The organism is Geodermatophilus sp. URMC 60 (assembly GCF_053502585.1).
Map to the genome: position 1 here is coordinate 1,259,634 of NZ_CP199958.1, position 20,155 is coordinate 1,279,788.

17 protein-coding genes are annotated in these 20,155 nt (G+C 73.9%); 9 read left to right on the plus strand and 8 right to left on the minus strand.

Annotated features, from left to right (window positions below; all coding sequences use genetic code 11):
• Positions 1 to 12: 12 nt before the first annotated feature.
• The 4 genes from ACWIX3_RS06035 to ACWIX3_RS06050 all read right to left on the minus strand — a co-directional run bounded on the left by ACWIX3_RS06035 (position 13) and on the right by ACWIX3_RS06050 (position 2,902).
• The gene (locus ACWIX3_RS06035) at positions 13 to 1,185 is read right to left on the minus strand and encodes a macrolide family glycosyltransferase (RefSeq protein WP_448611172.1); all 1,173 of its coding nucleotides are present in this window, start codon (positions 1,183 to 1,185) and stop codon (positions 13 to 15) included.
• Positions 1,186 to 1,252: 67 nt separating this feature from the next.
• Complete coding sequence (locus ACWIX3_RS06040) at positions 1,253 to 1,522, minus strand: hypothetical protein (RefSeq protein WP_448611173.1); 270 nt, start codon at positions 1,520 to 1,522, stop codon at positions 1,253 to 1,255.
• A 97-nt stretch (positions 1,523 to 1,619) separates the two neighbouring features.
• Entirely contained in the window at positions 1,620 to 2,666 is a 1,047-nt protein-coding gene (locus tag ACWIX3_RS06045; protein ID WP_448611174.1) for an LCP family protein, read from the minus strand.
• Between the two features lie 101 nt (positions 2,667 to 2,767).
• Positions 2,768 to 2,902, minus strand: a complete 135-nt coding sequence (locus ACWIX3_RS06050) for a hypothetical protein (protein WP_448611175.1) — start codon at positions 2,900 to 2,902, stop codon at positions 2,768 to 2,770.
• A gap of 164 nt (positions 2,903 to 3,066) precedes the next feature.
• Here ACWIX3_RS06050 and ACWIX3_RS06055 point away from each other — a divergent pair, with 164 nt between their 5' ends.
• Together ACWIX3_RS06055 and ACWIX3_RS06060 are read left to right on the plus strand one after the other, a co-directional pair.
• On the plus strand, positions 3,067 to 3,234 hold the full coding sequence (locus ACWIX3_RS06055) for a hypothetical protein (protein WP_448611176.1): 168 nt from the start codon (positions 3,067 to 3,069) through the stop codon (positions 3,232 to 3,234).
• Positions 3,235 to 3,355: 121 nt separating this feature from the next.
• Positions 3,356 to 4,675 (plus strand): UDP-glucose dehydrogenase family protein, encoded by a 1,320-nt coding sequence (locus tag ACWIX3_RS06060; protein WP_448611177.1) that lies wholly within the window; start codon positions 3,356 to 3,358, stop codon positions 4,673 to 4,675.
• A 113-nt stretch (positions 4,676 to 4,788) separates the two neighbouring features.
• On the opposite strand, the gene ACWIX3_RS06065 is transcribed toward ACWIX3_RS06060, so the two are convergent.
• On the minus strand, positions 4,789 to 6,393 hold the full coding sequence (locus tag ACWIX3_RS06065; protein WP_448611178.1) for a sugar transferase: 1,605 nt from the start codon (positions 6,391 to 6,393) through the stop codon (positions 4,789 to 4,791).
• Positions 6,394 to 7,916: 1,523 nt separating this feature from the next.
• On the opposite strand from ACWIX3_RS06065, the gene ACWIX3_RS06070 reads away from it, so the two are divergent.
• The 3 genes from ACWIX3_RS06070 to ACWIX3_RS06080 all read left to right on the plus strand — a co-directional run bounded on the left by ACWIX3_RS06070 (position 7,917) and on the right by ACWIX3_RS06080 (position 11,605).
• The gene (locus ACWIX3_RS06070; RefSeq protein ID WP_448611179.1) at positions 7,917 to 9,851 is read left to right on the plus strand and encodes a hypothetical protein; all 1,935 of its coding nucleotides are present in this window, start codon (positions 7,917 to 7,919) and stop codon (positions 9,849 to 9,851) included.
• Between the two features lie 642 nt (positions 9,852 to 10,493).
• Entirely contained in the window at positions 10,494 to 10,694 is a 201-nt protein-coding gene (locus ACWIX3_RS06075; protein WP_448611180.1) for a hypothetical protein, read from the plus strand.
• A gap of 68 nt (positions 10,695 to 10,762) precedes the next feature.
• Positions 10,763 to 11,605 carry a hypothetical protein gene (locus ACWIX3_RS06080; RefSeq protein ID WP_448611181.1) on the plus strand — a complete coding sequence of 281 codons (843 nt, stop codon included), beginning with the start codon at positions 10,763 to 10,765 and terminating at the stop codon, positions 11,603 to 11,605.
• Positions 11,606 to 11,639: 34 nt separating this feature from the next.
• Here ACWIX3_RS06080 and ACWIX3_RS06085 read toward each other — a convergent pair whose 3' ends face one another.
• From ACWIX3_RS06085 to ACWIX3_RS06095, 3 genes are all read right to left on the minus strand, one after another.
• The gene (locus ACWIX3_RS06085) at positions 11,640 to 11,894 is read right to left on the minus strand and encodes a hypothetical protein (RefSeq protein ID WP_448611182.1); all 255 of its coding nucleotides are present in this window, start codon (positions 11,892 to 11,894) and stop codon (positions 11,640 to 11,642) included.
• Between the two features lie 251 nt (positions 11,895 to 12,145).
• Entirely contained in the window at positions 12,146 to 12,739 is a 594-nt protein-coding gene (locus ACWIX3_RS06090) for a TPM domain-containing protein (RefSeq protein ID WP_448611183.1), read from the minus strand.
• Between the two features lie 211 nt (positions 12,740 to 12,950).
• Positions 12,951 to 13,505: a 4'-phosphopantetheinyl transferase family protein gene (locus ACWIX3_RS06095; RefSeq protein ID WP_448611184.1), complete on the minus strand. Its 555-nt coding sequence runs from the start codon at positions 13,503 to 13,505 to the stop codon at positions 12,951 to 12,953.
• Here ACWIX3_RS06095 and ACWIX3_RS06100 point away from each other — a divergent pair, their 5' ends adjacent.
• The 4 genes from ACWIX3_RS06100 (at position 13,506) to ACWIX3_RS06115 (ending at position 20,116) form a co-directional block, all read left to right on the plus strand.
• Positions 13,506 to 13,652 (plus strand): hypothetical protein, encoded by a 147-nt coding sequence (locus ACWIX3_RS06100; protein WP_448611185.1) that lies wholly within the window; start codon positions 13,506 to 13,508, stop codon positions 13,650 to 13,652. It begins immediately after the preceding gene.
• Between the two features lie 305 nt (positions 13,653 to 13,957).
• Positions 13,958 to 18,103, plus strand: coding sequence for a Pls/PosA family non-ribosomal peptide synthetase (locus ACWIX3_RS06105; RefSeq protein WP_448611186.1), 4,146 nt, complete (start codon positions 13,958 to 13,960; stop codon positions 18,101 to 18,103).
• Positions 18,100 to 19,404, plus strand: coding sequence for an acyltransferase family protein (locus tag ACWIX3_RS06110; protein WP_448611187.1), 1,305 nt, complete (start codon positions 18,100 to 18,102; stop codon positions 19,402 to 19,404). The genes ACWIX3_RS06105 and ACWIX3_RS06110 overlap by 4 nt, the downstream gene beginning before the upstream one ends.
• Entirely contained in the window at positions 19,394 to 20,116 is a 723-nt protein-coding gene (locus tag ACWIX3_RS06115) for a BPL-N domain-containing protein (RefSeq protein WP_448611188.1), read from the plus strand. Before ACWIX3_RS06110 ends, ACWIX3_RS06115 begins: the two co-directional genes overlap by 11 nt.
• Positions 20,117 to 20,155 lie beyond the last annotated feature (39 nt).

A 20,155-nucleotide genomic window follows, 5' to 3' on the forward strand; every position in this document is an offset into this window, starting at 1 on the left:
CGTGAGGTGAGCTCAGGCCACGTGGTCTTCGATGAGTAGTGCGCCGCGCTCCGCTCCGCCGGCGTCGCGGATGGCCCGCCGCATGCGCTCGAGGTTGGCCCGGACCTGCCCGTCCGTGGTGACCCGGGAGACGGCCTGCCGCAGGGCGTCCGGGGTGAGTGTGTCGGTGGCGAGGCGTTCCCCGAGGCCCAGCTCGACGACGCGGTCGGCGTTGGCGGCCTGCTCGGGCATCTGCGGGAGGGTGACGAGGGGGACGCCGTAGTAGAGGGCCTCCATCGTGGAGTTCATCCCGGCGTGCGAGAGGAACGCCCGCGCGTGGCGCAGCACCGCGGGTTGCGGGAAGCGCGGCCGGACGTCGATCCCGGGCGGGACGGGCCCGATCGCGGCCGGGTCCAGGTCCCCGATGGTCATCGCCACCTGCCAGGGGCCGTCGCCGAAGGCCTCGATGCAGGTGCGGTAGAACGCTGGGTTGTCGGTGAAGATCGTGCCCAGCGAGATGTAGAGCACGGGGGCGTGCGGGTCCGGAGGTGACCAGGGCTCCTGCTGCTCGCGGCGACCGAGCAGCGGGCCCAGGAAGTGGAAGCGCTCGTCGAACGAGTCGCCGGCCGGCTGGAACTCGCGGGGGATGAAGACCAGGTTCACCGCTTCGGGAACGTCCATCGTCCCGGCGACGTCGAGGTCGACCCCGTGCTCGGCGGAGAAGCGTGCGCAGTCCTCGGCCAGGGCCGCCATCTGGGGGTGGTCCGGGTCGAGCCCCTCGGTGAGCCGGTCGTCGAGCGAGTACGCCTCGTTCTCCGCCAGGTTGGGGACCAGCCGCACGGCGGGGATGCCCAGGTGGTGGGCCACCAGCCGGGCCGGCCAGTTGGTCACGTCGTAGCAGACGGCGTCCGGCCGAGCGGTCCGGCAGTACTCGAGGAGCACCGGATAGGTCGCGCGCATCGCGGTGAAGTAGTGCCGGAACCAGGAGGCGATCACGTCCGGGCCGACCTGCGCCGGCGGGTGGAACGGCGCCATCGGCGGCAGCTGCACCCACTGCGCACCGGCACCGGTCACGGCGTCGGCGAAGTCGGCAGCCGTGGCGTAGGCGACGCGGTGACCCCGCCGTACCAGCTCCTCGACCAGGGGCAGCGTCGGAGTGACGTGCCCGTGCCCGGCGAGCGCCACGAACAGCACGTGTCGTGCCATGCGCACGGATCGTAGCGAGCTGCTGCCGGAGCCGGCTGGGGATCATGAAGCCTCCCGGGCAGGGCGGCTACGCGCGTTCGTCTCCTTCGACCGACCCCATCCGGTCCGCCTCGGCGTCCGCGCGGCCCACCGGGACGCCGCCATCGGTCTCCCGGCCGGGATCGACGTCCAGCAGGAATCCCTCGCCGACGTTGCTGGGCCGCTCGTCGTCGCCGGCTCCGCTGCGCCGGGCATCCGCTTCCGCGTCGGCGGCGCCGACCGGCAGGCCGCCGTCGGTCGAGCTGCTGCTCGTCTCGTTGTCGGGCGGGACGCTCGCCGCGCTGGGTCGATCCGTCATGGTGGCCTCCGGCCTCGCCGTCGTCTCCTGACCCGGCATACCCGCCGGCGTGGTGGAGCACAAGCCGTGCCGGCCCGGCGACCGGAGGGCCGCCCGCTCAGCGCGGGACGTCGGGCAGCGCCTGGTCGCCGAACTCCTCGGCGTTCTGCGACAGCGAGTCGGTTCGCAGGTAGCTCCACATGCGCTCGCCTGCGACGGCGTCGAGGTAGACGACGCTGGCCGCCCCCTCGGTGCCCGTGCCCAGCACCGGTGCGGTGAAGAAGTCGACGTTCTCCGGCGTCAGCCCGCGCAGCGAGTAGGCCAGCGACAGCATCTCGGTGTTGCCCAGCTGCTCGTCGACCGCCACGGCGCTGGTCACGGCCAGCAGCGCGGCGTCGAGCCGGCCGGGGTCGGTGAAGGTGTCGGAGCTGAAGAGCTTGCCGAACACGGCCTGCAGGTACTGCTGCTGCCGGCGCACCCGGTCGAAGTCGCCGCCGGGCAGGCCGTAGCGCTGCGCGAGGTACCAGCGCGCCTGGTCACCGTCCAGGTGGTTGACGCCCGCGGGGAAGGTGTACGGCCCGTTGCTCGTCGTCTCCGCAACGACGACGTCCACCCCGCCCAGGCCGTCGGTGACCTGGATGAGCCCCTCGAAGTCGATGGCGACGTAGTGGTCGATCCGGACGTCGGTGAGCTGCTCCACGGTCTGGATGAGCAGCGCCGGCCCGCCGTAGGCGTAGGCCGCATTCACCTTGTCCATGCCGTGGCCGGGGATGTCGACCCAGGAGTCGCGCGGCACGGAGATCAGCTGCGCGTGCTGCCGGTCGGCCGAGAAGCGGGCGATCATGATCGCGTCGGAGCGACCGCCGGCGGCGATGCCCTCCTCGGCGGTGGCCCGGGTGTCCGACCCGACGAGCAGGAAGGTCACCAGCTCCTCGCCGCCCTGCTCCACCGGGGTCGCCGGCGCGGGGCGGGCCCCCTCGTCCAGCTGGGCGAAGACGTCGGAGACCCGGTCGACGTTGCCGGCGTAGCGGTCGGTGAGGAACCAGAGGGCACCGCCGCCGACCAGCGCCACCACCAGGCCCAGGACGGCGATGCCGATGAACGCCCGGCGCAGCCCGCGGCGCCGTGGCGCCGCCTGATTAGGTGCCGTCCTGGCACTCCTCACCTGGGCCCCCGTCCACCGACCGACCCGGGTGAATGTACGGACGGCGCGAGGTCGCGTCAGGCGGCTGCTACTCCTCGGGGTGAGCTCCGGGGGAGGTCACGTCACGGACGTCGAGGTCCGGTGGATCGCACCCCGAGCTCCTCGCGGTCAGCGCGGTGGATGGTCCGGCCCAGCAGGACGGCGGCAGGGACGGCGAGCAGCACCCAGACCACCACGGCGGTCCACACCCACGTCACGCGCGCCTCCTCGTCCGTGTGCACCCCGCCGGATGGGAGTACACCGCAGGTGAGCGGCCCTGCGGGACCCCCAGAGCGCGGGGAGGTGGTGGCCGCTGTGGTGTTCGTGACGGACTGGTACGTGCTGCTGCAGATGGGTGAGCGGATCGGGCAGACTGCTGTGCGTGTTCACGCTCCCGGTGGTCCGTCGTGCCCCATCGGGAGAAGGGCCGGCGACGGCGTCCTCCGGCAGGCGCGGCCACTGGCACCGCTTCCGCTGGACGGGCGACGACGCCTTCAGCGGCGCCAGCCTCTACGCCTGCCGCTGCGGCGTCGTCCGTCCGGCACCCTGACCTGCCTGCAGCAGGTGAGGTCCCCTGCCCGACGTGGCCCAGGGGCGTGGTGCCCCGTAGTTTCGACCCGGCAGCGGTGGCCGGACCGCGGTGGCAGTTCTCTGGTACGGGGTGAGCGTTCATGAAGGTCTCGGTCGTCGGCTGCGGCTACCTCGGCGCGGTGCACGCGGCGTCGATGGCGGAGCTGGGCCACGAGGTCGTCGGCATCGACGTCGACGAACGCAAGGTCGCGGCGCTCAACGAAGCGCGGGCGCCGTTCTACGAGCCCGGCTTCGAGGAGCTGCTGGCCCGCACGCTGGCCACGGGCCGGCTGCGGTTCAGCACCGACATCTCCGAGGCCGCCGGCTCGCAGGTGCACTTCGTCTGCGTGGGGACGCCGCAGAAGCGGGGCGAGTACGCCGCGGACATGCGCTACGTCGAGGCCGCCGTGGAGTCGCTGCTCCAGGTGCTGGCGCCGGGTGAGCTGGTGGCCGGCAAATCCACCGTGCCGGTCGGGACGGCGGGGCGGCTGGCCGAGCTGGTGGGGGACAAGGTGCCGGGCGCGATGCTGGCGTGGAACCCGGAGTTCCTGCGCGAGGGCTTCGCCGTCCAGGACACCCTGCACCCCGACCGGCTGGTCTACGGCCTGCCCGCCGACCAGGACCGCGAGGTCGCGGAGCGGATGCTCGACGAGGTCTACGCGCCCATCGTGGCCCGGGGCACCCCCAAGGTCGTCACCGACCACGCCACCGCGGAGATGGTGAAGACGGCGGCCAACTCGTTCCTGGCCACGAAGATCAGTTTCATCAACGCGATGGCCGAGCTGTGCGAGGCCACCGGTGCCGACGTCAAGCAGCTGGCCGACGCGATCGGCTACGACGACCGGATCGGCCGCAAGTTCCTCAACGCCGGCCTCGGCTTCGGTGGCGGCTGCCTGCCCAAGGACATCCGCGCGTTCATGGCGCGCGCGGGCGAGCTGGGCGCGGACCAGGCGCTGACGTTCCTGCGCGAGGTCGACAACATCAACATGCGCCGCCGCATCCGCATGGTCGAGCTCGCCCGCGAGGTCTGCGACGGCTCGCTGCTCGGCAAGCACATCGCCGTCCTCGGGGCCGCGTTCAAGCCCGACAGCGACGACATCCGCGACAGCCCGGCCCTCAACGTCGCCGCCCAGCTGCAGCTGCAGGGCGCCGCCGTCTGCGTCACCGACCCCGCCGCGGTCGAGAACTCCCGCCGGCTGTGGCCCCAGCTCGACTACGCCGACACCCCGGAGGAGGCGGCCGAGCGCGCCGACGCCGTCCTGGTGCTCACCGAGTGGCGGCAGTACCGCGAGCTCGACCCGGTCACCTTCGGGGAGGTCGTGGCGCAGAAGCGGGTGCTCGACGGCCGCAACGCCCTCGACCGCGAGGCCTGGACCGCTGCCGGCTGGACCTACCGCGCCCTTGGTCGCCGCGCCGGCTGACGCGACGCGGCGACCGGGCAGACGATCTGCGTCGTCCCCCGCTGCAGGACACGGTGCTCAGCTCGTGGGAGGCACCTCGGGCACAGAACCGTCCCCCTCCGGACAGGTCGGGGTCAATAGGCGCCGGAGCACCGCAGGACAGCCCGAACGGTCCGCAGGAGGATGGCCAGGTCCAGCCCGAGTGACCAGTTCTCGACGTAGCGGACATCCAGTTCGACGGCCTCTTCCCAGCCCAGGTTGGATCGCCCGCTCACCTGCCAGAGACCGGTGATCCCCGGTTTCACCAGAAGGCGCCGGTGCATGTCCGGCCCGTACTGCTCCACCTCCTTGTCCACGTGCGGCCGGGGCCCCACGAACGACATCTCCCCCCTCAGCACGTTGATGAGCTGGGGGAGCTCGTCGAGCGAGTACTTGCGCAGGAACCGGCCCACCGGAGTGACCCGCGGATCCCTCCGCAGCTTGAACTGGACCGCGTTCCCCTCGTTCCGCACCCTCAACCCGTCGATCTGGCTGTCAGCGCCGACGGCCATGCTCCGGAACTTGAGCATGTCGAAGTGCCTGCCCCGCTTGCCGACGCGACGGTGCCGGTACAGGGCCGGACCCGGGCTGGTCACCCGGATCGCAAAGGCGATCCCCAGGAACAGGGGTGCGCAGAGGACCAGCAGGGCAGCCGCGCCGATCCGGTCCAGCAGCCCCTTGATCAACCGCCGGTGGCCCCGGAACTGCGGTTCCCGTACCTGGATCAGCGGCCCGGTGGTCGTCGGTCGGATCTGCAGCCGGTGGGGAGCCACCTCGACCAGCCCCGGCCCGACGAGCACGTCGACGTTCGTGCCCTCGAGGCGCCAGGAGAGATCGCGGAGGTACTGCGCGGCAGTCTCGCTGGCCGAGGCGACGACCACCGCGTCGGCGCCGACGACGTCCAGGACGTGCAGGACCTCGTCGAGGTGGCCGAGCACAACGATCCCACGTTGCTCGAGGATCGCGCGCTCGGACGAGCGCGGGACGCATGCGCCGATCACCCGGAGGCCCGCCGTGGGGTCACGGCGCAGCCGCCGGGCGAGGTCGAGGACGGCCAGGTCACGGCCGACCAGGACGACCCTCTTCGTCATGTCCCCCTGCCGGCGGGCGGCGTGCAGGCGCCACCGGCAGAGGACACGGTTGACCAGCGTGAGCACGGTCGCCAAGGGGACCCCGATGAGCAGCAGTCCGTGGACTGCCGCCAGAGCCGGTACGTGCGCCGCATAGCCGGCCACCGCGATCGCGATGAGGCCACCGATGGTCACTCGGCGGTACTCCTCCGCGCCGGATCCGTGTCGACGTTCGGCGTAGGTCCCCAGCACCATCAGCAGCACCGGCCATGACAGCGCCCCGGCGGCAGCCAGGGCGAGTCCTTTCGCCGAGACGGGGCCGGTGATGGCGACAGCGACACAGGCTGCCGAGACGGCGGCGACGACGTCCCCGGTCACCAGAGCCGTCGTGTAGTTGACCAGCCACTCCGGGGCCGGTCGTCTGCGGGCGCCGTACGGGTCGTAGACGGGGCGAGCCCCCAGCGAGGTCGAGGTGTCGGCGATCGTCGGCGTCTTCGGCACCGGTGGAACGGGGAGCAGTTGTGAGAGGCGCTGGACGTCGGGGTCGTCCCTCTCGGCGGTCGAGTGATCGGCGTACTCGGTGTCCACGGCCAGCACGCTGTCCAGCCGCTCACGGAAGGCGTCGGTCATCTCGTTTCCCCCTGGTCGGCATCGATCCGGGAGGAAACGCCGGTACGGAGGGGTGTCGCGTGACCGCGACGGTGCGCGCGCTCGAGGAGCACGAGCGGTGGGGCGGCGATGGGCTGATGGGTGTGAAAGCACAGGTTTTGCTTCATGGAGCCAGTTCCTCGGCTTGAAGCCGCGCTCTGTCGAGAGCGCGAGGATGACGAGCAGTGACGAACCCGAGCAGAACCCCCGGACGGGCGGCCGGTCGTGGCCGTGCCCAGGCGTGGTTATGGACGGTCTGGCGCTCGTAGCGCCGTCGTGTGCGACGCCAGGCTCAGCCGGGACGGCTCCCGGGGTCGTACGCACTGCTCCGTAGGTGGGCGGCGACGGCAGAGGCCACACGGGCTGCCGTGTGGGCGAGCGAGGCGGCGAGCCCGGCGTAGGAGATTGCGGGGTCGTCGTCCGACTGGTTCTGTTGCCCGCCTCCACCCGCGGCCCCACCCACGGATGTACCCGTGGCCGGCCCCACCGGGACTGGTGCACCCAGAGGAGATGGCTGGGGCAGTGGTGACACCGGCGCTGCGGGCGGCGCGCTCGCGGGCACGACGGCAACCGCGTCACCGGCCCAGGCAGGTGTTCCCCGTCCCGTCGTGGATGCGCGGACCCGGGCCGGGAGAACCCCTTCCGCGCTCCAGCGCAGGAACTCGGGGTCGCCCGGGCGGCAGGCAGGGACGGCTACCACGGAGACCAGGGGCGCCACCGGTGCCGACACCGCGGTCTCCGACCCGATGCCGGACGTCGGCTCCATGAGGGAGTCAGGTCGTGGCGGGACGCCGTCCCCAGACCCCGATCGTGACGTGCGGGGTTCCCCCAGGCTGCGGGGTTCCTCCAGCGAGGACGGCGAGTCGTCGGTCCCGGGAGCTGCAGGGGGCGCCGGTGCAGGAGTCCTGCCGAGCACCGTTGAGGACACGTCCTCGGGCGGGACGGGAGCCGGGGACCGGGTCGCCCGGCCGGGCTCGCTCCGGTCGGCCTGCGGCGCGGGAACGAGGGTCCCCTCGCGGGTGGCGCTCCCTTCCCCGGCGTCGGAGGTCGTTCCCCGGCCGGTGACGGGCGTCGAGGTGTTGCCGGACGGCGCGGTGTCCCTGGACTCGGCTCGCCCCGCAGTGCTGTCGGCGGGTTCGCGGACCGTTCCGCCGCCCGGAGCCGACCCCGGAGTCATGGATGTGTCGGCCCGCTGTGGTGTGGCCGACGGGGCACGACCGGGGCTGGCGACGGAGACCGTGTCCCGCCCAGCCGGAGCCTCAGGCTCCCCGAGACCAGGGCCGCGCGCGGTCCCTCCAGGGTCAGCGTCGGTTGAGGGAGAACCGGTGGTCGCCCCCGGGTTCGTCGCTGCTCCCCGGTCGCTCTGCTCGCGTGGGCCGACTTGGCCCGGGACAGGGCGGCTTGACGTGGCCGGCGTCTCCCGCGGGGACGGGCGGATCGCGTCGTCCCCTGTCGGTGTACCGGTCGCGTCCCCTGCAGCGGCGTCGCCGGCGGGTCGACCGGGTGTGGCGTCGGGGGCGCTGCCGCGGCCGGGTGCGACGTCGGGGGCGCTGCCGCGGCCGGGTGCGACGTCGGGGGCGCTGCCGCGGCCGGGTGCGACGTCGGGGGCGCTGCCGCGGCCGGGTGCGACGTCGGGGGCGCTGCCGCGGCCGGGTGCGACGTCGGGGGCGCTGCCGCGGCCGGGTGCGACGTCGGGGGCGCTGCCGGTGTCGGCGGGCCGGCCGGGTGCGACGTCGGGGGCGCTGCCGCGGCCGGGTGCGACGTCGGGGGCGCTGCCGGTGTCGGCGGGCCGGCCGGGTGCGACGTCGGGGGCGCTGCCGCGGCCGGGTGCGACCTCGGGGGCGCTGCCGCGGCCGGGTGCGACCTCGGGGGCGCTGCCGCGGCCGGGTGCGACGTCGGGGGCGCTGCCGGTGTCGGCGGGCCGGCCGGGTGCGACGTCGGGGGCGCTGCCGCGGCCGGGTGCGACGTCGGGGGCGCTGCCGGTGTCGGCGGGCCGGCCGGGTGCGACGTCGGGGGCGCTGCCGCGGCCGGGTGCGACGTCGGGGGCGCTGCCGGTGTCGGCGGGCCGGCCGGGTGCGACGTCGGGGGCGCTGCCGGTGTCGGCGGGCCGGCCGGGTGCGACGTCGGGGGCGCTGCCGGTGTCGGCGGGCCGGCCGGGTGCGACGTCGGGGGCGCTGCCGGTGTCGGCGGGCCGGCCGGGTGCGACGTCGGGGGCGCTGCCGCGGCCGGGTGCGACCTCGGGGGCGCTGCCGCGGCCGGGTGCGACCTCGGGGGCGCTGCCGCGGCCGGGTGCGACCTCGGGGGCGCTGCCGGTGTCGGCGGGCCGGCCGGGTGCGACCTCGGGGGCGCTGCCGGTGTCGGCGGGCCGGCCGGGTGCGACCTCGGGGGCGCTGCCGGTGTCGGCGGGCCGGCCGGGTGCGACCTCGGGGGCGCTGCCGGTGTCGGCGGGCCGGCCGGGTGCGACGTCGGGGGCGCTGCCGGTGTCGGCGGGCCGGCCGGGTGCGACGTCGGGGGCGCTGCCGGTGTCGGCGGGCCGGCCGGGTGCGACGTCGGGGGCGCTGCCGGTGTCGGCGGGCCGGCCGGGTGCGACCTCGGGGGCGCTGCCGGTGTCGGCGGGCCGGCCGGGTGCGACCTCGGGGGCGCTGCCGGTGTCGGCGGGCCGGCCGGGTGCGACCTCGGGGGCGCTGCCGGTGTCGGCGGGCCGGCCGGGTGCGACGTCGGGGGCGCTGCCGCGGCCGGGTGCGACCTCGGGGGTGGTGCCGCGCTCGGCGGGGCCGGTGCCGGCGCGGTCGGTGGACTGGCCGGCCGAGGACGTGTCGCGGTCAGCTGGGCCGGTGGTGTCGGCGGACTGGCCGGACGAGGACGTGTCGCGGTCGGCGGAGCCGGTGGTGTCGGAGCCGGTGGTGTCGGAGCCGGTGGTGTCGGAGCCGGTGTCGGCGGACTGGCCGGCCGAGGACGTGTCGCGGTCGGCGGAGCCGGTGGTGCCGGTGGTGTCGGAGCCGGTGTCGGCGGACTGGCCGGCCGAGGACGTGTCGCGGTCAGCTGGGCCGGTGGTGTCGGCGGACTGGCCGGACGAGGACGTGTCGCGGTCGGCGGAGCCGGTGGTGTCGGAGCCGGTGGTGTCGGAGCCGGTGTCGGCGGACTGGCCGGCCGAGGACGTGTCGCGGTCGGCGGAGCCGGTGGTGCCGGAGCCGGTGTCGGCGGAGCCGGTGTCGGCGGACTGGCCGGCCGAGGACGTGTCGCGGTCAGCGGAGCCGGTGGTGCCGGAGCCGGTGTCGGCGGACTGGGCCGAGGAGGCGCGGTCGGCGGACTGGGCCGAGGAGGAGCCCGACGACGCGTCGCCACCCTCAGACGGCGGACCGGCGAACGCGACCCCGGCCAGGGAGATCAGCACGAACCAGACGCTTGCGAGCACCAGCAGGACGAACGTGACACCGTGACGCCAGAGGCTCCCGACTGCTGCGTACGGGTCGACGGACCCCCGGCATCCGTCGGCACCGGTCGTGTCCGCCACGCTCGTCGTGCCGGATGACCGCCCGAGGCTGCCGCCGAGCAACACCGGTCGCTCCCCCATCGCGCTACATCGGTGTGAGGTGACCCAGGTTGAAGCACCTCCGTGTAGCCCCGTGAGCGGTGACCCTCAGGTGAACATCGCGTGACGACAAGCCCTGTGTCGCACGAATACGCCATACCCCGGCCCGGTCTCACCCTGTGTGAAGGTGATCGGCCAGTGCGTACTGGGATCACGCGACGGCGACATCGGACGCGCTCAACGCCACCTTGCCAGCGCACAGCACGTGGCTCAGCCCCGCCGGAGGGGTGGCCCGCATCGTCGTAGCAGGTCGGCTGCGTGGTCCCTGATGGCTCGTGGCCCGACCACGTTGGTGGACAGTCCCCGGGACGCCGTTCTCCGCGTGGCTCGGGACGGTGTCCGGCTCTGGGCCGTCGACCACCTTCTGCCCCGGAGAGCCTCCGCGACGCCGAGGTGTCGGGGTTGCCCTCGGAGCCGGGGGAGAGGGTAGGTCCGGAGGGTCGACGAGTGACTCCCGGTACGCGTGTTTGAACGGACGGTCGCGGTGGGCATGGCGGCTGCCGATGTCGAACGCATGGAGACCTGGATGATCGGCGTGCTGGTGGTGTGGGTGCTCGTGGCCCTCGGAGTCGCCCTCGTCCTCGGCCGGGCCATCCGCCTCGGCGAGGCCCGATCCTGCGCAGCGCGTCCGTTCACCACCGCCGACCTGCCCGCCGACTTCCGCTCGGCCGTCGGCTCCTCGCCGCGCTGACCCCACGGGCACACCCACGCGGGTGACAGGAGGTCACGGGGACCCGCTGACCTGCCGATGACCGGGACGTGTTGATCTGGGTCGTCGGGGGACTGCTCCTCTGGCTGCTGCTGGCCTTCGCCGTCGCCGTGGTGATCGGCCGCGGCATCCGCAGGGCAGACGTGCTCTCCGAGCGCGGACCGACCGCATTCGATCGGCTCGCCGACCTGCGGCTGCGCACGCCGCGCCGCCCGGTCCCGCTGCCGCCCGTCGGCGTGGGCCTGGCCGCGACCGCGGTGCTGCTCGAGACCGCCGGCTACGTCGTCCGGCTCACCGGGGCCACCGGTCCGGTGGCCCGCGCCCTGTCCATGGACGCCCCGTACTCAGCACCCCGCACCTTCGTCGCCGCGCTGTTCGCGGTCGCCGCCGTGGCCGCGGTCGCCGGTGCCGCCCGCGTGCCCGGCCGCCGCGCCTGGTGGTTCGCCGTCGGTCTGGTCTGCGCGGGCGTCGCCGTCGTCAAGGCCGGCGGCACCGTGCACGTCGAGGCCATGAGCGCGCTCTCGGCCGCCGTCGGCGAGCCCGGCGCGGTCGCGGCGAGCGTCGCGCTCGCCGTCGGCGTCCTCGCGGTCCTCGGCTTCGTCAGCCGCGACGAGCGTCGCGACCGCCGCCGGGTGCTCGGCTGCCTGGCCGGTTACGCGGTGGCGTCGGTCGGTCTCTCCGCGGTCTCCGCCGTGGCGGTCGGGCAGTGGGCGGTGACCGCCACCTACCTGGAGGAGTCCGCAGAGGCGCTGGCCGGCGTCGCCGTGCTGGTCGCCGTCCTCGTCGGTGTGGCGCCGCGCCTGGTGCTGCCCGTCTCCTGGGTGCTCCGTCGCGAGGAGGACGCCGAAACCCTCGCCGTCCCCGGGGCGGTGCGCGACCGCGTCTCCGGCTGAGGCCGGCCGTCCTGCCCCGGGGCGCCGGCGGCCGTCAGGCGCTGGTGCTGAGGGGCGCGATGCAGCACCCGTCGCACGCGTGCTCGGTGCAGGCGCCACCGAGCGACTGGAGGTGGACGACGTCGTCCGGGTCGGGGTGCCCGACGCCGTGCGAGCACATCCGGTCGGAGTAGCCGTAGAACTCCCGCCAGACCTTCGGCCAGGTCCGCATGTGGTGGTTGCTCGGGTGGTGCCGGGAGCACCCCTGCCCCGCGCACATCGCCGGGTCGTGCGGTGCGGTGAGGCTCATGGCCCCAGCGCCTCCCGCGGCCGCCCCGGACGCGGGGGTGGGGACGACGGCGGGTCGGTCAGCGACGCCGGGTGACGAGGACCGCGGGGCTGGTGCGGTGACGGGCGTCGGCTCACTGGGGATCACCGTCGGGGAGGTCATGGAGGAGAGCGTGGACGGGATGCCTGCCGTCTCCCGGTGACCGACCTGTGGAGCTCCTGCGTGCCCGGGCCACGGGATGCCGGCACGTGCCGACAGCCGTGGCCCGGACATCAGGACCGGGTCGAGGACCTCCGACGGGAGAGCAGGTGGGCGGCGAGGAGGACGACCGCGACGCCGCCGATGACGAGGATAATGGTGGAGGCGGACCACGGGGCCGCTTGTCGCTCCGCCTCCTCCTCGGTCGCCGCCAGGTCCCGGAGCTGGGAGGCCAGTGCCACCACCGCGCCGGACCGGTCGCCTGCCGTGAGCCGGGGCTCCACCTCGCCGGTCACCGCGCGGTCGAGGTCGACCTCGGACAGCGGGAAGTCGTCGGCGACCCAGTACCCGTACTCGTAGGTCGTCTCCCCCACGGCCACGGCGAGCAGCACGTCGGTCTCGTCCAGGTCGGACAGCTGCGCGGAGTCCTGCGCCCACTCCCCGGGGTCGGCGCCGTCGAACGAGGGCACGAAGACGGCGTACAGCTGCAGGTCGTCCTCCGCAGCCAGGTCCGCCACGGCCTGCTCGGCCGCCGGCGCCCCGGTGCCGAGGAGCCCGGCCTCGTCGGTGATCTGGCCGGCCACCTCGAGCGGGGGCTCGGCCGACGCCGTCCCGGCAGCCGACAACACGAGTGCCAGCGCACCGAGCACGGTCACAGGCCTGCGCAAGGGAACCTCCGAGAGGGCGGGACGGGCTCAGCCGGAGGCGGACTCTACGCACGGATGCGCGGGTCACGGGGATCCGATGCCCCATCTGGGGGAGGTCCCCAGCGGGTCGGAGAGGCAGGCCGTGGCCCGTCGTCCACCCTCGTCGGCGCCCCGGCGGCCGACCATCCCGCGCAGCCGCCGTCACCGGACGGCGCCGGCCACCGGGCCGCCGTCACGTCGGGCGGAGGGCCGCCCAGGTGCGGGTGGAGCCGACCACCGGGGGCTCGTGGGCGGCCGCCGCGACGGCGACGTCCAAGATCGGGTCGAACCAGTCCAGCAGGTGCAGGGGCCCGAAGCGGCTGCGCGTGCGACCCCGCTCGACGTCCTCCTCCGTCGTGGGGTCGAGCTCCACGCGGGACAGCTCGTCGAGCGTGACCACGCCCGCCTTCACCAGGCACTCCTTGCGCACCCAGTGGCGGAGGAAGGCGAACGGCGGGTCGCTCGCCGAACGGACCCGGGCCGTCTCGGCGGCGGTGAGGGTGTAGGCCAGGACGGCGGGGTCGAGGTCCCTCGTCCGCGCTCCCTCGACGTCGACGCCGATCGGCCGGAGGTCCGCGCCCGCCACCACGGCGCCGCGGGTGTGCGCCAGGCTGACGTGCAGTTCGGGGAGACCGGCGATCGCGGGCCTGCCGTGCTCGGTCGAGCCGCACTCCGCACACTCCTGCACCAGCTCGAGCGCTTCCGCCGGCCGACCGGTCAGCGCCGCGACGCAGTGCCGGACGAGCATGTGCGCAGCGACGTGGGCGTCGCGGTCGGCTCGGTGGCGCAGGGCGCCGGCGCGCTGTCGCTCGCGGGGCGTCAGGAGGTGTTCGCCTCCGACGCGGAGCACGTCCTCGGGGCTGGCGAGGAGGACGAGGGGTGCACGATCGGGTGACTCTTCTCCCATTCGACGATCCATCTCCGTCACCGATCGGGGCGTGTCGGCGTCCCGTCGAGACGTCGCCGACCTGCTCTGCGTGAATACCCGACAGCGGAATGTAGGCCATCAGCACATTTCGCCGCGCCAGCATCACAGTGCGAAACAGATCGATGATCCTCCGTGATCGAAACGCTCATCTCGCCAGGTCAAGGGGGTGGCGTGTGAGTCCTTCGACCCTTGCCACGGGGCTTTGCACCGTTCCGAAATCCCGACCTAGCCTCGGGAGGTTCGTTCGCCGAAGGGCTGCAGAGAGTGAATATATGACGACGCACAGCGATGACTGGGACTTCTTCTCGACATTCGCGGGAGATGTCGAGCGGCAGTCCCCGACCGCCACTCCGGGATACGACATGCGGGACAACACCGCCACGTCGTACCGGCTGCACGACAACTTCGTGGCCGAGATCTCCGGTCAGCGCTCCCTGGTCACCCGGCTGAGCCGGTTCTTCGAGCGCACCTGCGACCAGCGGCCCTCGGCCACCGCGCTCGAGTGCGAGGGCGAGCGCGTCTCGTACGCGGACCTCGACCAGCGCGCGAACCGGCTGGCGAACCTGCTGATGACCCGGGGTGCGCGCGCCGGCGTCCGCGTGGGGATCCTCCTGCACCGCTCGGTGGACACCTACGTCGCGCTGCTGGCGGTCACGAAGACCGAGGCGACGTTCGTCCCGATCGACCCCGAGGCGCCCGCCGACCGGCTGCAGTACATCGCCGAGGACTCCTCGCTGAGCCTGCTGGTGACGCACACGTCGTTCGCCGCGTCCTGCGTCGCGCTGCCGTGCGAGGGTCTGTACCTGGACGAGCTGGGGCCCGAGCTCGCGGTCCAGTCGAGCTCCCGGCCGGGCACCGAGTCCGACGGCGACCCGGTCTGCTACATCATCTACACGTCGGGCTCGAGCGGCCGCCCCAAGGGCGTCGAGATCAACCAGTCGAGCATCTGCAACTTCATCGGCATCGTGCCGTCCCTGTACGGGGTCGAGTCCACCGACCGCGTCTACCAGGGCATGACGATCGCGTTCGACTTCTCCATCGAGGAGATCTGGCCGACCTGGGCCGTCGGGGCGACGCTCGTCGCCGGACCCACCGACGGCCGCCGGGTCGGGTCGGGTCTGGCCGACTTCCTCGAGGACAACGAGATCACGATGATCTACTGCGTCCCCACCGTGCTGGCGACCCTCGACCGCACCCTGCCGCTGATCCGCACGGTCAACGTCGGCGGCGAGGCCTGCCCCCGCGAGCTGGTCGACCGCTGGGGACCCGGCCGCCGGATCCTGAACACCTACGGGCCCACCGAGACGACCGTGACCTGCACGATGGCCGAGCTCCGGCCGGGCAAGCAGGTCACCATCGGCCGCCCCCTGCCGACCTACCGGGTCACCCTGCTCGACGACGACCGCAAGCCGGTCCCCGCGGGGCAGGTCGGCGAGATCTGCGTCGGCGGTCCCGGCGTGGCGCGCGGTTACGTGAACCGCCCCGACCTCACCGCCGACCGCTTCATCCCCGACCCCCGCGGCATCCCGGGGGAGCGCATCTACCGCACCGGCGACCTGGGCCGCTTCCTGCCCGACGGCGAGCTGGAGTACCTGGGCCGCGCGGACAGCGAGGTCAAGGTCCGGGGCCACCGTGTGGACCTGCAGGAGATCGAGAGCGTCCTCCTCGAGCACCCCCAGGTGACCGGTGCCGTCGTCACCCTGCTGGCCTCGCCGGACACCGGTGGGGACCTCGCGGGCTACGTCATCCTGCGCGACGCCGGGGCGGCCGACGCCGTCATCCCCGAGCTGCACGAGCAGCTGGTGGCCCAGATGCCGCCCTACATGGTCCCGTCCTACCTCGACGCGGTCACCTCGATCCCGATGCTGCCCAGCGGCAAGGCCGACCGCGGCCGGCTGCCCGCGCCCACCCGTCCCCGGCTGATCCGCACCGACCGCGAGCACGAGCCGCCGGCCACCCCCGCGGAGGCCTGGATCGCCGGTCTGTGGGAGCAGATGCTCAACCTGCCGGCGGGCGCGGTCTCGGTGGAGGCGAACTTCTTCGAGGCGCTGGGCGGGCACTCGCTCGTGGCGGCGAACGTCGTGTCCGCGATGCGGGAGAGCGAGCTGGGCTCGGGGCTGTCCATCCTGGACTTCTACAAGCACCCCACCGTCCGGGACCTGGCGACGTTCCTCGAGGACGGCACCACCAGCCAGTCGGACGAGCCCGTGACGCTCGAGCCGCGCGAGCCCCGGCCGCAACCGCCCTCCCGTGAGCGGGTCATCGCCTTCGGGACGGCGCAGGTCTCGGTGCTCTACGCGATCATCCTGGTGTTCCTGCTCCCCGTCGGCGTCCTGTACGGGCTCAACGACGGTCAGCCCTCGCTCGCCTTGGTCGTCCAGCTGGCGATCGCGCTGCCGACCGTCTACCTGCTGGCCCGCTGGGTCCTCCCGGTCGTCGGCGCGCGGCTGCTCTCCCGGGGGCTGCGCGCCGGTGACCACCCGCTCTGGGGTGGCATGCACCTGCGGGTGTGGACCGTGCAGAAGCTGATGTCGATCTCCCCGCTCACCGTGCTCAGCGGGTCGCCGTGGGCGGTGACGTACCTGCGGCTGGCCGGTGCGCAGATCGACGACGAGGCCCACATCGGGACGGCGAACGTCTCGCTGCCGTCGCTGCTGCGCGTGGGCCGCGGCGCGACGATCGGCTACGGCACGCAGCTGCACGGCCACCGCGTCGCCGAGGGCATCCTGACCATCGGCCCGGTCACCGTCGGTGCCGGCGCGGTCGTCGGGTCCGAGAGCGTGCTGGAGTGCGACTCGGAGGTCGGCGAGAACGCCATCCTCAGGGACCAGTCGCTGCTGCCGTCCCGCCGGAGCATCCCCGCCGGCGAGACCTGGGCCGGGTCCCCGGCCCGTCCGGCGCCCGACTCGATGGACCCGGTCGTCGAGCTCATGGCGGCCTGCGACCAGGCGCCGCGCACCTGGTCGAGCCACCTGCTGGCCGGCTTCGCCGGTGGCGTCCTGCTGCTGGAGCTGCTGCCGTTCCTGATCCTGCTGCCGGTGGTGGCGGTCGTCTGGTGGGTCCTGCTCAGCTTCGGGACGGCGGCCGGCCTCCTGGCCACGGCGCTGTCCGGCCCGCTGTTCGTGGCGGCCTCGTGCGGACTCATCCTGGGCGCCCGGCGCCTGGTCCTGGCGGAGACCCCGGAGGGCGTGCACCACCTGCGGTCGCAGCTGGGTCTGGAGAAGTGGCTGGGGGACAAGCTGCTCGAGCAGAGCCTGCTGTTCAACAACACCATGTACTCGACGCTCTACACGCCGATGTGGCTGCGGGCGCTCGGGACCAAGGTCGGCAAGGGCGCCGAGGTGTCCACCATCGCCAACATCGACCCGGACCTCCTCACGGTGGGCGAGGGCAGCTTCGTGGCGGACATGGCCAGCGTGGGCAGCGCCACCTACGCCAACGGCCACGTCGCCTTCCGGCGGACCGAGATCGGTTCCCGCGCCTTCGTCGGGAACGCCGCCTTCGTCCCGTCGGGTTCGCACCTCGGTGACGGGTCGCTCATCGGCGTCCGCTCGGTCCCGCCGACCGCCGGGACCGAGCCCGGTACCTCATGGCTCGGCTCGCCGCCGTTCTTCCTCCCCCGCCGCGAGGTGTTCGAGGAGTTCACCGAGGCCGACACCTACGCCCCCTCGCGGCGGCAGGTCCGTGCCCGCTACGCGATCGAGTTCCTCCGGATCGTGCTGCCGAGCTCCCTGCTGGCCGTCGCGACGTTCGCGACCCTGTACGGCCTCTCCGCGCTGGCGCTCTCCTGGAGCACGGTGGCCACCGTGCTGCTCGCGCCGCTGGTCGCCCTGACCTCCAGCGTCCTGGTCGTGGCGCTGGTGGCCGCTCTCAAGTGGGCCGTCGTCGGCCGCTACCGGCCGCGCGTGCGACCGCTGTGGAGCGGCTTCGTCCGCCGGACGGAGTTCGTGACCGGCATCTACGAGGCGGCGGCGGTACCGGCCCTGCTCACCTTCCTCACCGGCACGCCCCTGCTCGGCCCCGCGCTGCGGCTGTTCGGCTCCCGGATCGGTCGGCGGACGCTGATCGACACGACCTACCTCACCGAGTTCGACCTCGTGACCATCGGGGACGACGTCTCGGTGGGTGCGAACGCATCGCTGCAGACCCACCTCTTCGAGGACCGCGTCATGAAGATGGACCACGTCGTCCTGCGGGACCGCGCGACCATCGGCGACAAGGCCGTCGTCCTCTACGGCTCGGTCGTGGAGGAGGACGCCACCCTGTCCGCGATGTCGCTGGCGATGAAGGGCGAGGTGCTCCCGAGGGAGACCACCTGGTGCGGCATCCCGGCCCAGAAGGTCGGGCGGGCTCCGACGGCGGCGCCGGCGCGCGACCGGCGCCGGGTGTCGGCCGGGGCGACGGCGGCCCGGCGATGACCGCGAGCAGGCAGTCGTCGCTGCCCCACGCCTGCGAGCCGGCCCCGTCCGGTGACGTGTCGGGGACCCCGTCGAGCACCGCGCCGGCCCTGCGGTCGGGCGCCCGCCTGGTCGGCATCGACGCCGCCCGCGGGATCGCGCTGTTCGGCATGATGGCCGTCCACAACATCAACTCCGTCGACGACGACGGGGAGGTGTCGCTGGCGTGGACGCTGGCCGCGGGCAAGTCGGCGGCGCTGTTCGCGCTGCTGGCCGGCGTCGGCGTCGCGTTCGCCACGGGGCGCAGGAAGCGGCCGACCGCGCGGACCTGGCCGGGGTACGCGGCCGCGCTGCTGGTCCGGGCGCTGATCATCGGCGGCGTCGGGCTGCTCCTGGGATCCGTGGTGCCCGCCGACTTCGCCTCGGTGATCCTGCCGTACTACGCGCTGCTGTTCGTGTTCGCCATCCCGCTGCTCACCCTGTCCAGCCGCGCGCTCATCGCCCTGGCCGCGACGATCGTCGTGGTCATGCCGGTCCTCAGCCACTGGCTGCGCTCCGGTACCGAGGTGCGGTCGACGGTGCCGAACCTGACGTTCGGCGACCTGGTCGGCGATCCGGGCCAGGTGCTGCGGGAGCTCGTGCTGACCGGCGTGTACCCGGCCCTCTCCTGGATGGCCTACCTCTGCGTCGGCATGGCGGTCGGGCGCGCGCTGTTGACGTCGCGGCGCACCGTCGCGCTCATCACCCTGACCGGCGCCGGGCTGGCCGTGACCGCTCTGACGATCTCGTGGTTCCTGCTCGACGTCCTCGGCGGCCGCGCCGAGCTCGAGGCGGTCGCGAGCCGGTCAATGACCCCCGTCGAGCTGGCCGAGGTCATGGGGGTCGGGTGGAGCGGGACGACGCCGACGGACACCGGCTGGTGGCTGGCGACCATGACGCCGCACTCCACGACGCCGCTGGACCTGGCCTTCACCACCGGGCTCGGTCTGGTCGTCCTCGGAGGCGCCATCCTCGTCGGCCGCACCACCAGCGCGCTCCTGCGGCCGCTGGCCGCCGCGGGGAGCATGACCCTGACGCTGTACTCCCTGCACCTGCTGCTGCTCAGCTGGTCGGGGATGCCCGGGGAAGCGACGGGGCTGCTCATCCAGACCGTGCTCGTCGTGGCGTTCGCGCTGGTGTGGAGCCGCTACCACGCGCGCGGCCCGCTGGAGGAGATCGTGGCCCGGGCGACCGGTGCGGTGCGCCGCAGGGTGCAGTCGGTGACGGAACCGCGGCGGGAGGTGCTGGTCCTCGACGCAGACGGCCGGGTCCGTGCTCCCTGACCTCCCGGCCCCGAGCTCCCGCGGCTCGGACCTGGCGCTGGTCTACCGCGGGCCGGCGTCCACCCCCGGGTGCCCGGAGGCGGTGGCGGCCGCGCTGCGCCGGAGCCGGTGGGACCTCGACGTCCGCTTCGTCGGGCCGCGCGAGGAACTCCCGTTGGAGCCGGGCGTGCTCGCCGGCGCCCGGCTCTACGCCCAGCCCGGTGGAGGTGGCCTGCGGCGGGCGTACCGGAAGATGAGGCGCTCCCGCGAGGCCATCCGGGAGTTCGTCGGGTCCGGCGGGGGGTACCTCGGGTTCTGCCTGGGCGGCTACCTGGCCGGGGAGACCCCCGGCTTCGGCCTGTTGCCCGGGGACACCGACCGGTTCATCTCCTCGCCCGGCGCCCGGCCGGACCACGACGGCGACAGCCTCGTCACGGTGACCTGGGCGGGACGTCGTCGCCAGGTCTACTTCCAGGACGGTGCGTGGTTCGACCTGGACCCGGCCCGGGGCCCGGCGGAGGTGCTGGCGACCTACGACAACGGGCTGCCCGCGGCGGTCGTCGCGCCCTTCGGCCGAGGCGCGGTGGGCGTCGTGGGGCCGCATCCCGAGGCCTCGCCCGACTGGTACACCGACAGCGGGCTCCCGGTGCCCGGCGACCTCCGGGCCGACCTCACCCAGGACCTGGTCGACCGGGTGATGACGGCCGGCCGGCCGGCGGACCGCCTCGGCTGAAGCCGGGCCACGGTGGGCGCTCCCCGCGGGAGCGCCCAC

Excerpts from the sequence above, each read along its gene's own strand:
- ACWIX3_RS06060 (WP_448611177.1), top strand. The coding sequence starts at position 3,356 with ATGAAGGTCTCGGTCGTCGGCTGCGGCTACCTCGGCGCGGTGCACGCG.
- ACWIX3_RS06075 (WP_448611180.1), top strand. The coding sequence starts at position 10,494 with ATGGCGGCTGCCGATGTCGAACGCATGGAGACCTGGATGATCGGCGTG.
- ACWIX3_RS06110 (WP_448611187.1), top strand. The coding sequence starts at position 18,100 with ATGACCGCGAGCAGGCAGTCGTCGCTGCCCCACGCCTGCGAGCCGGCC.
- ACWIX3_RS06065 (WP_448611178.1), bottom strand. The coding sequence starts at position 6,393 with ATGACCGACGCCTTCCGTGAGCGGCTGGACAGCGTGCTGGCCGTGGAC.
- ACWIX3_RS06040 (WP_448611173.1), bottom strand. The coding sequence starts at position 1,522 with ATGACGGATCGACCCAGCGCGGCGAGCGTCCCGCCCGACAACGAGACG.
- ACWIX3_RS06105 (WP_448611186.1), top strand. The coding sequence starts at position 13,958 with ATGACGACGCACAGCGATGACTGGGACTTCTTCTCGACATTCGCGGGA.
- ACWIX3_RS06085 (WP_448611182.1), bottom strand. The coding sequence starts at position 11,894 with ATGAGCCTCACCGCACCGCACGACCCGGCGATGTGCGCGGGGCAGGGG.
- ACWIX3_RS06095 (WP_448611184.1), bottom strand. The coding sequence starts at position 13,505 with ATGCTCGTCCGGCACTGCGTCGCGGCGCTGACCGGTCGGCCGGCGGAA.
- ACWIX3_RS06035 (WP_448611172.1), bottom strand. The coding sequence starts at position 1,185 with ATGGCACGACACGTGCTGTTCGTGGCGCTCGCCGGGCACGGGCACGTC.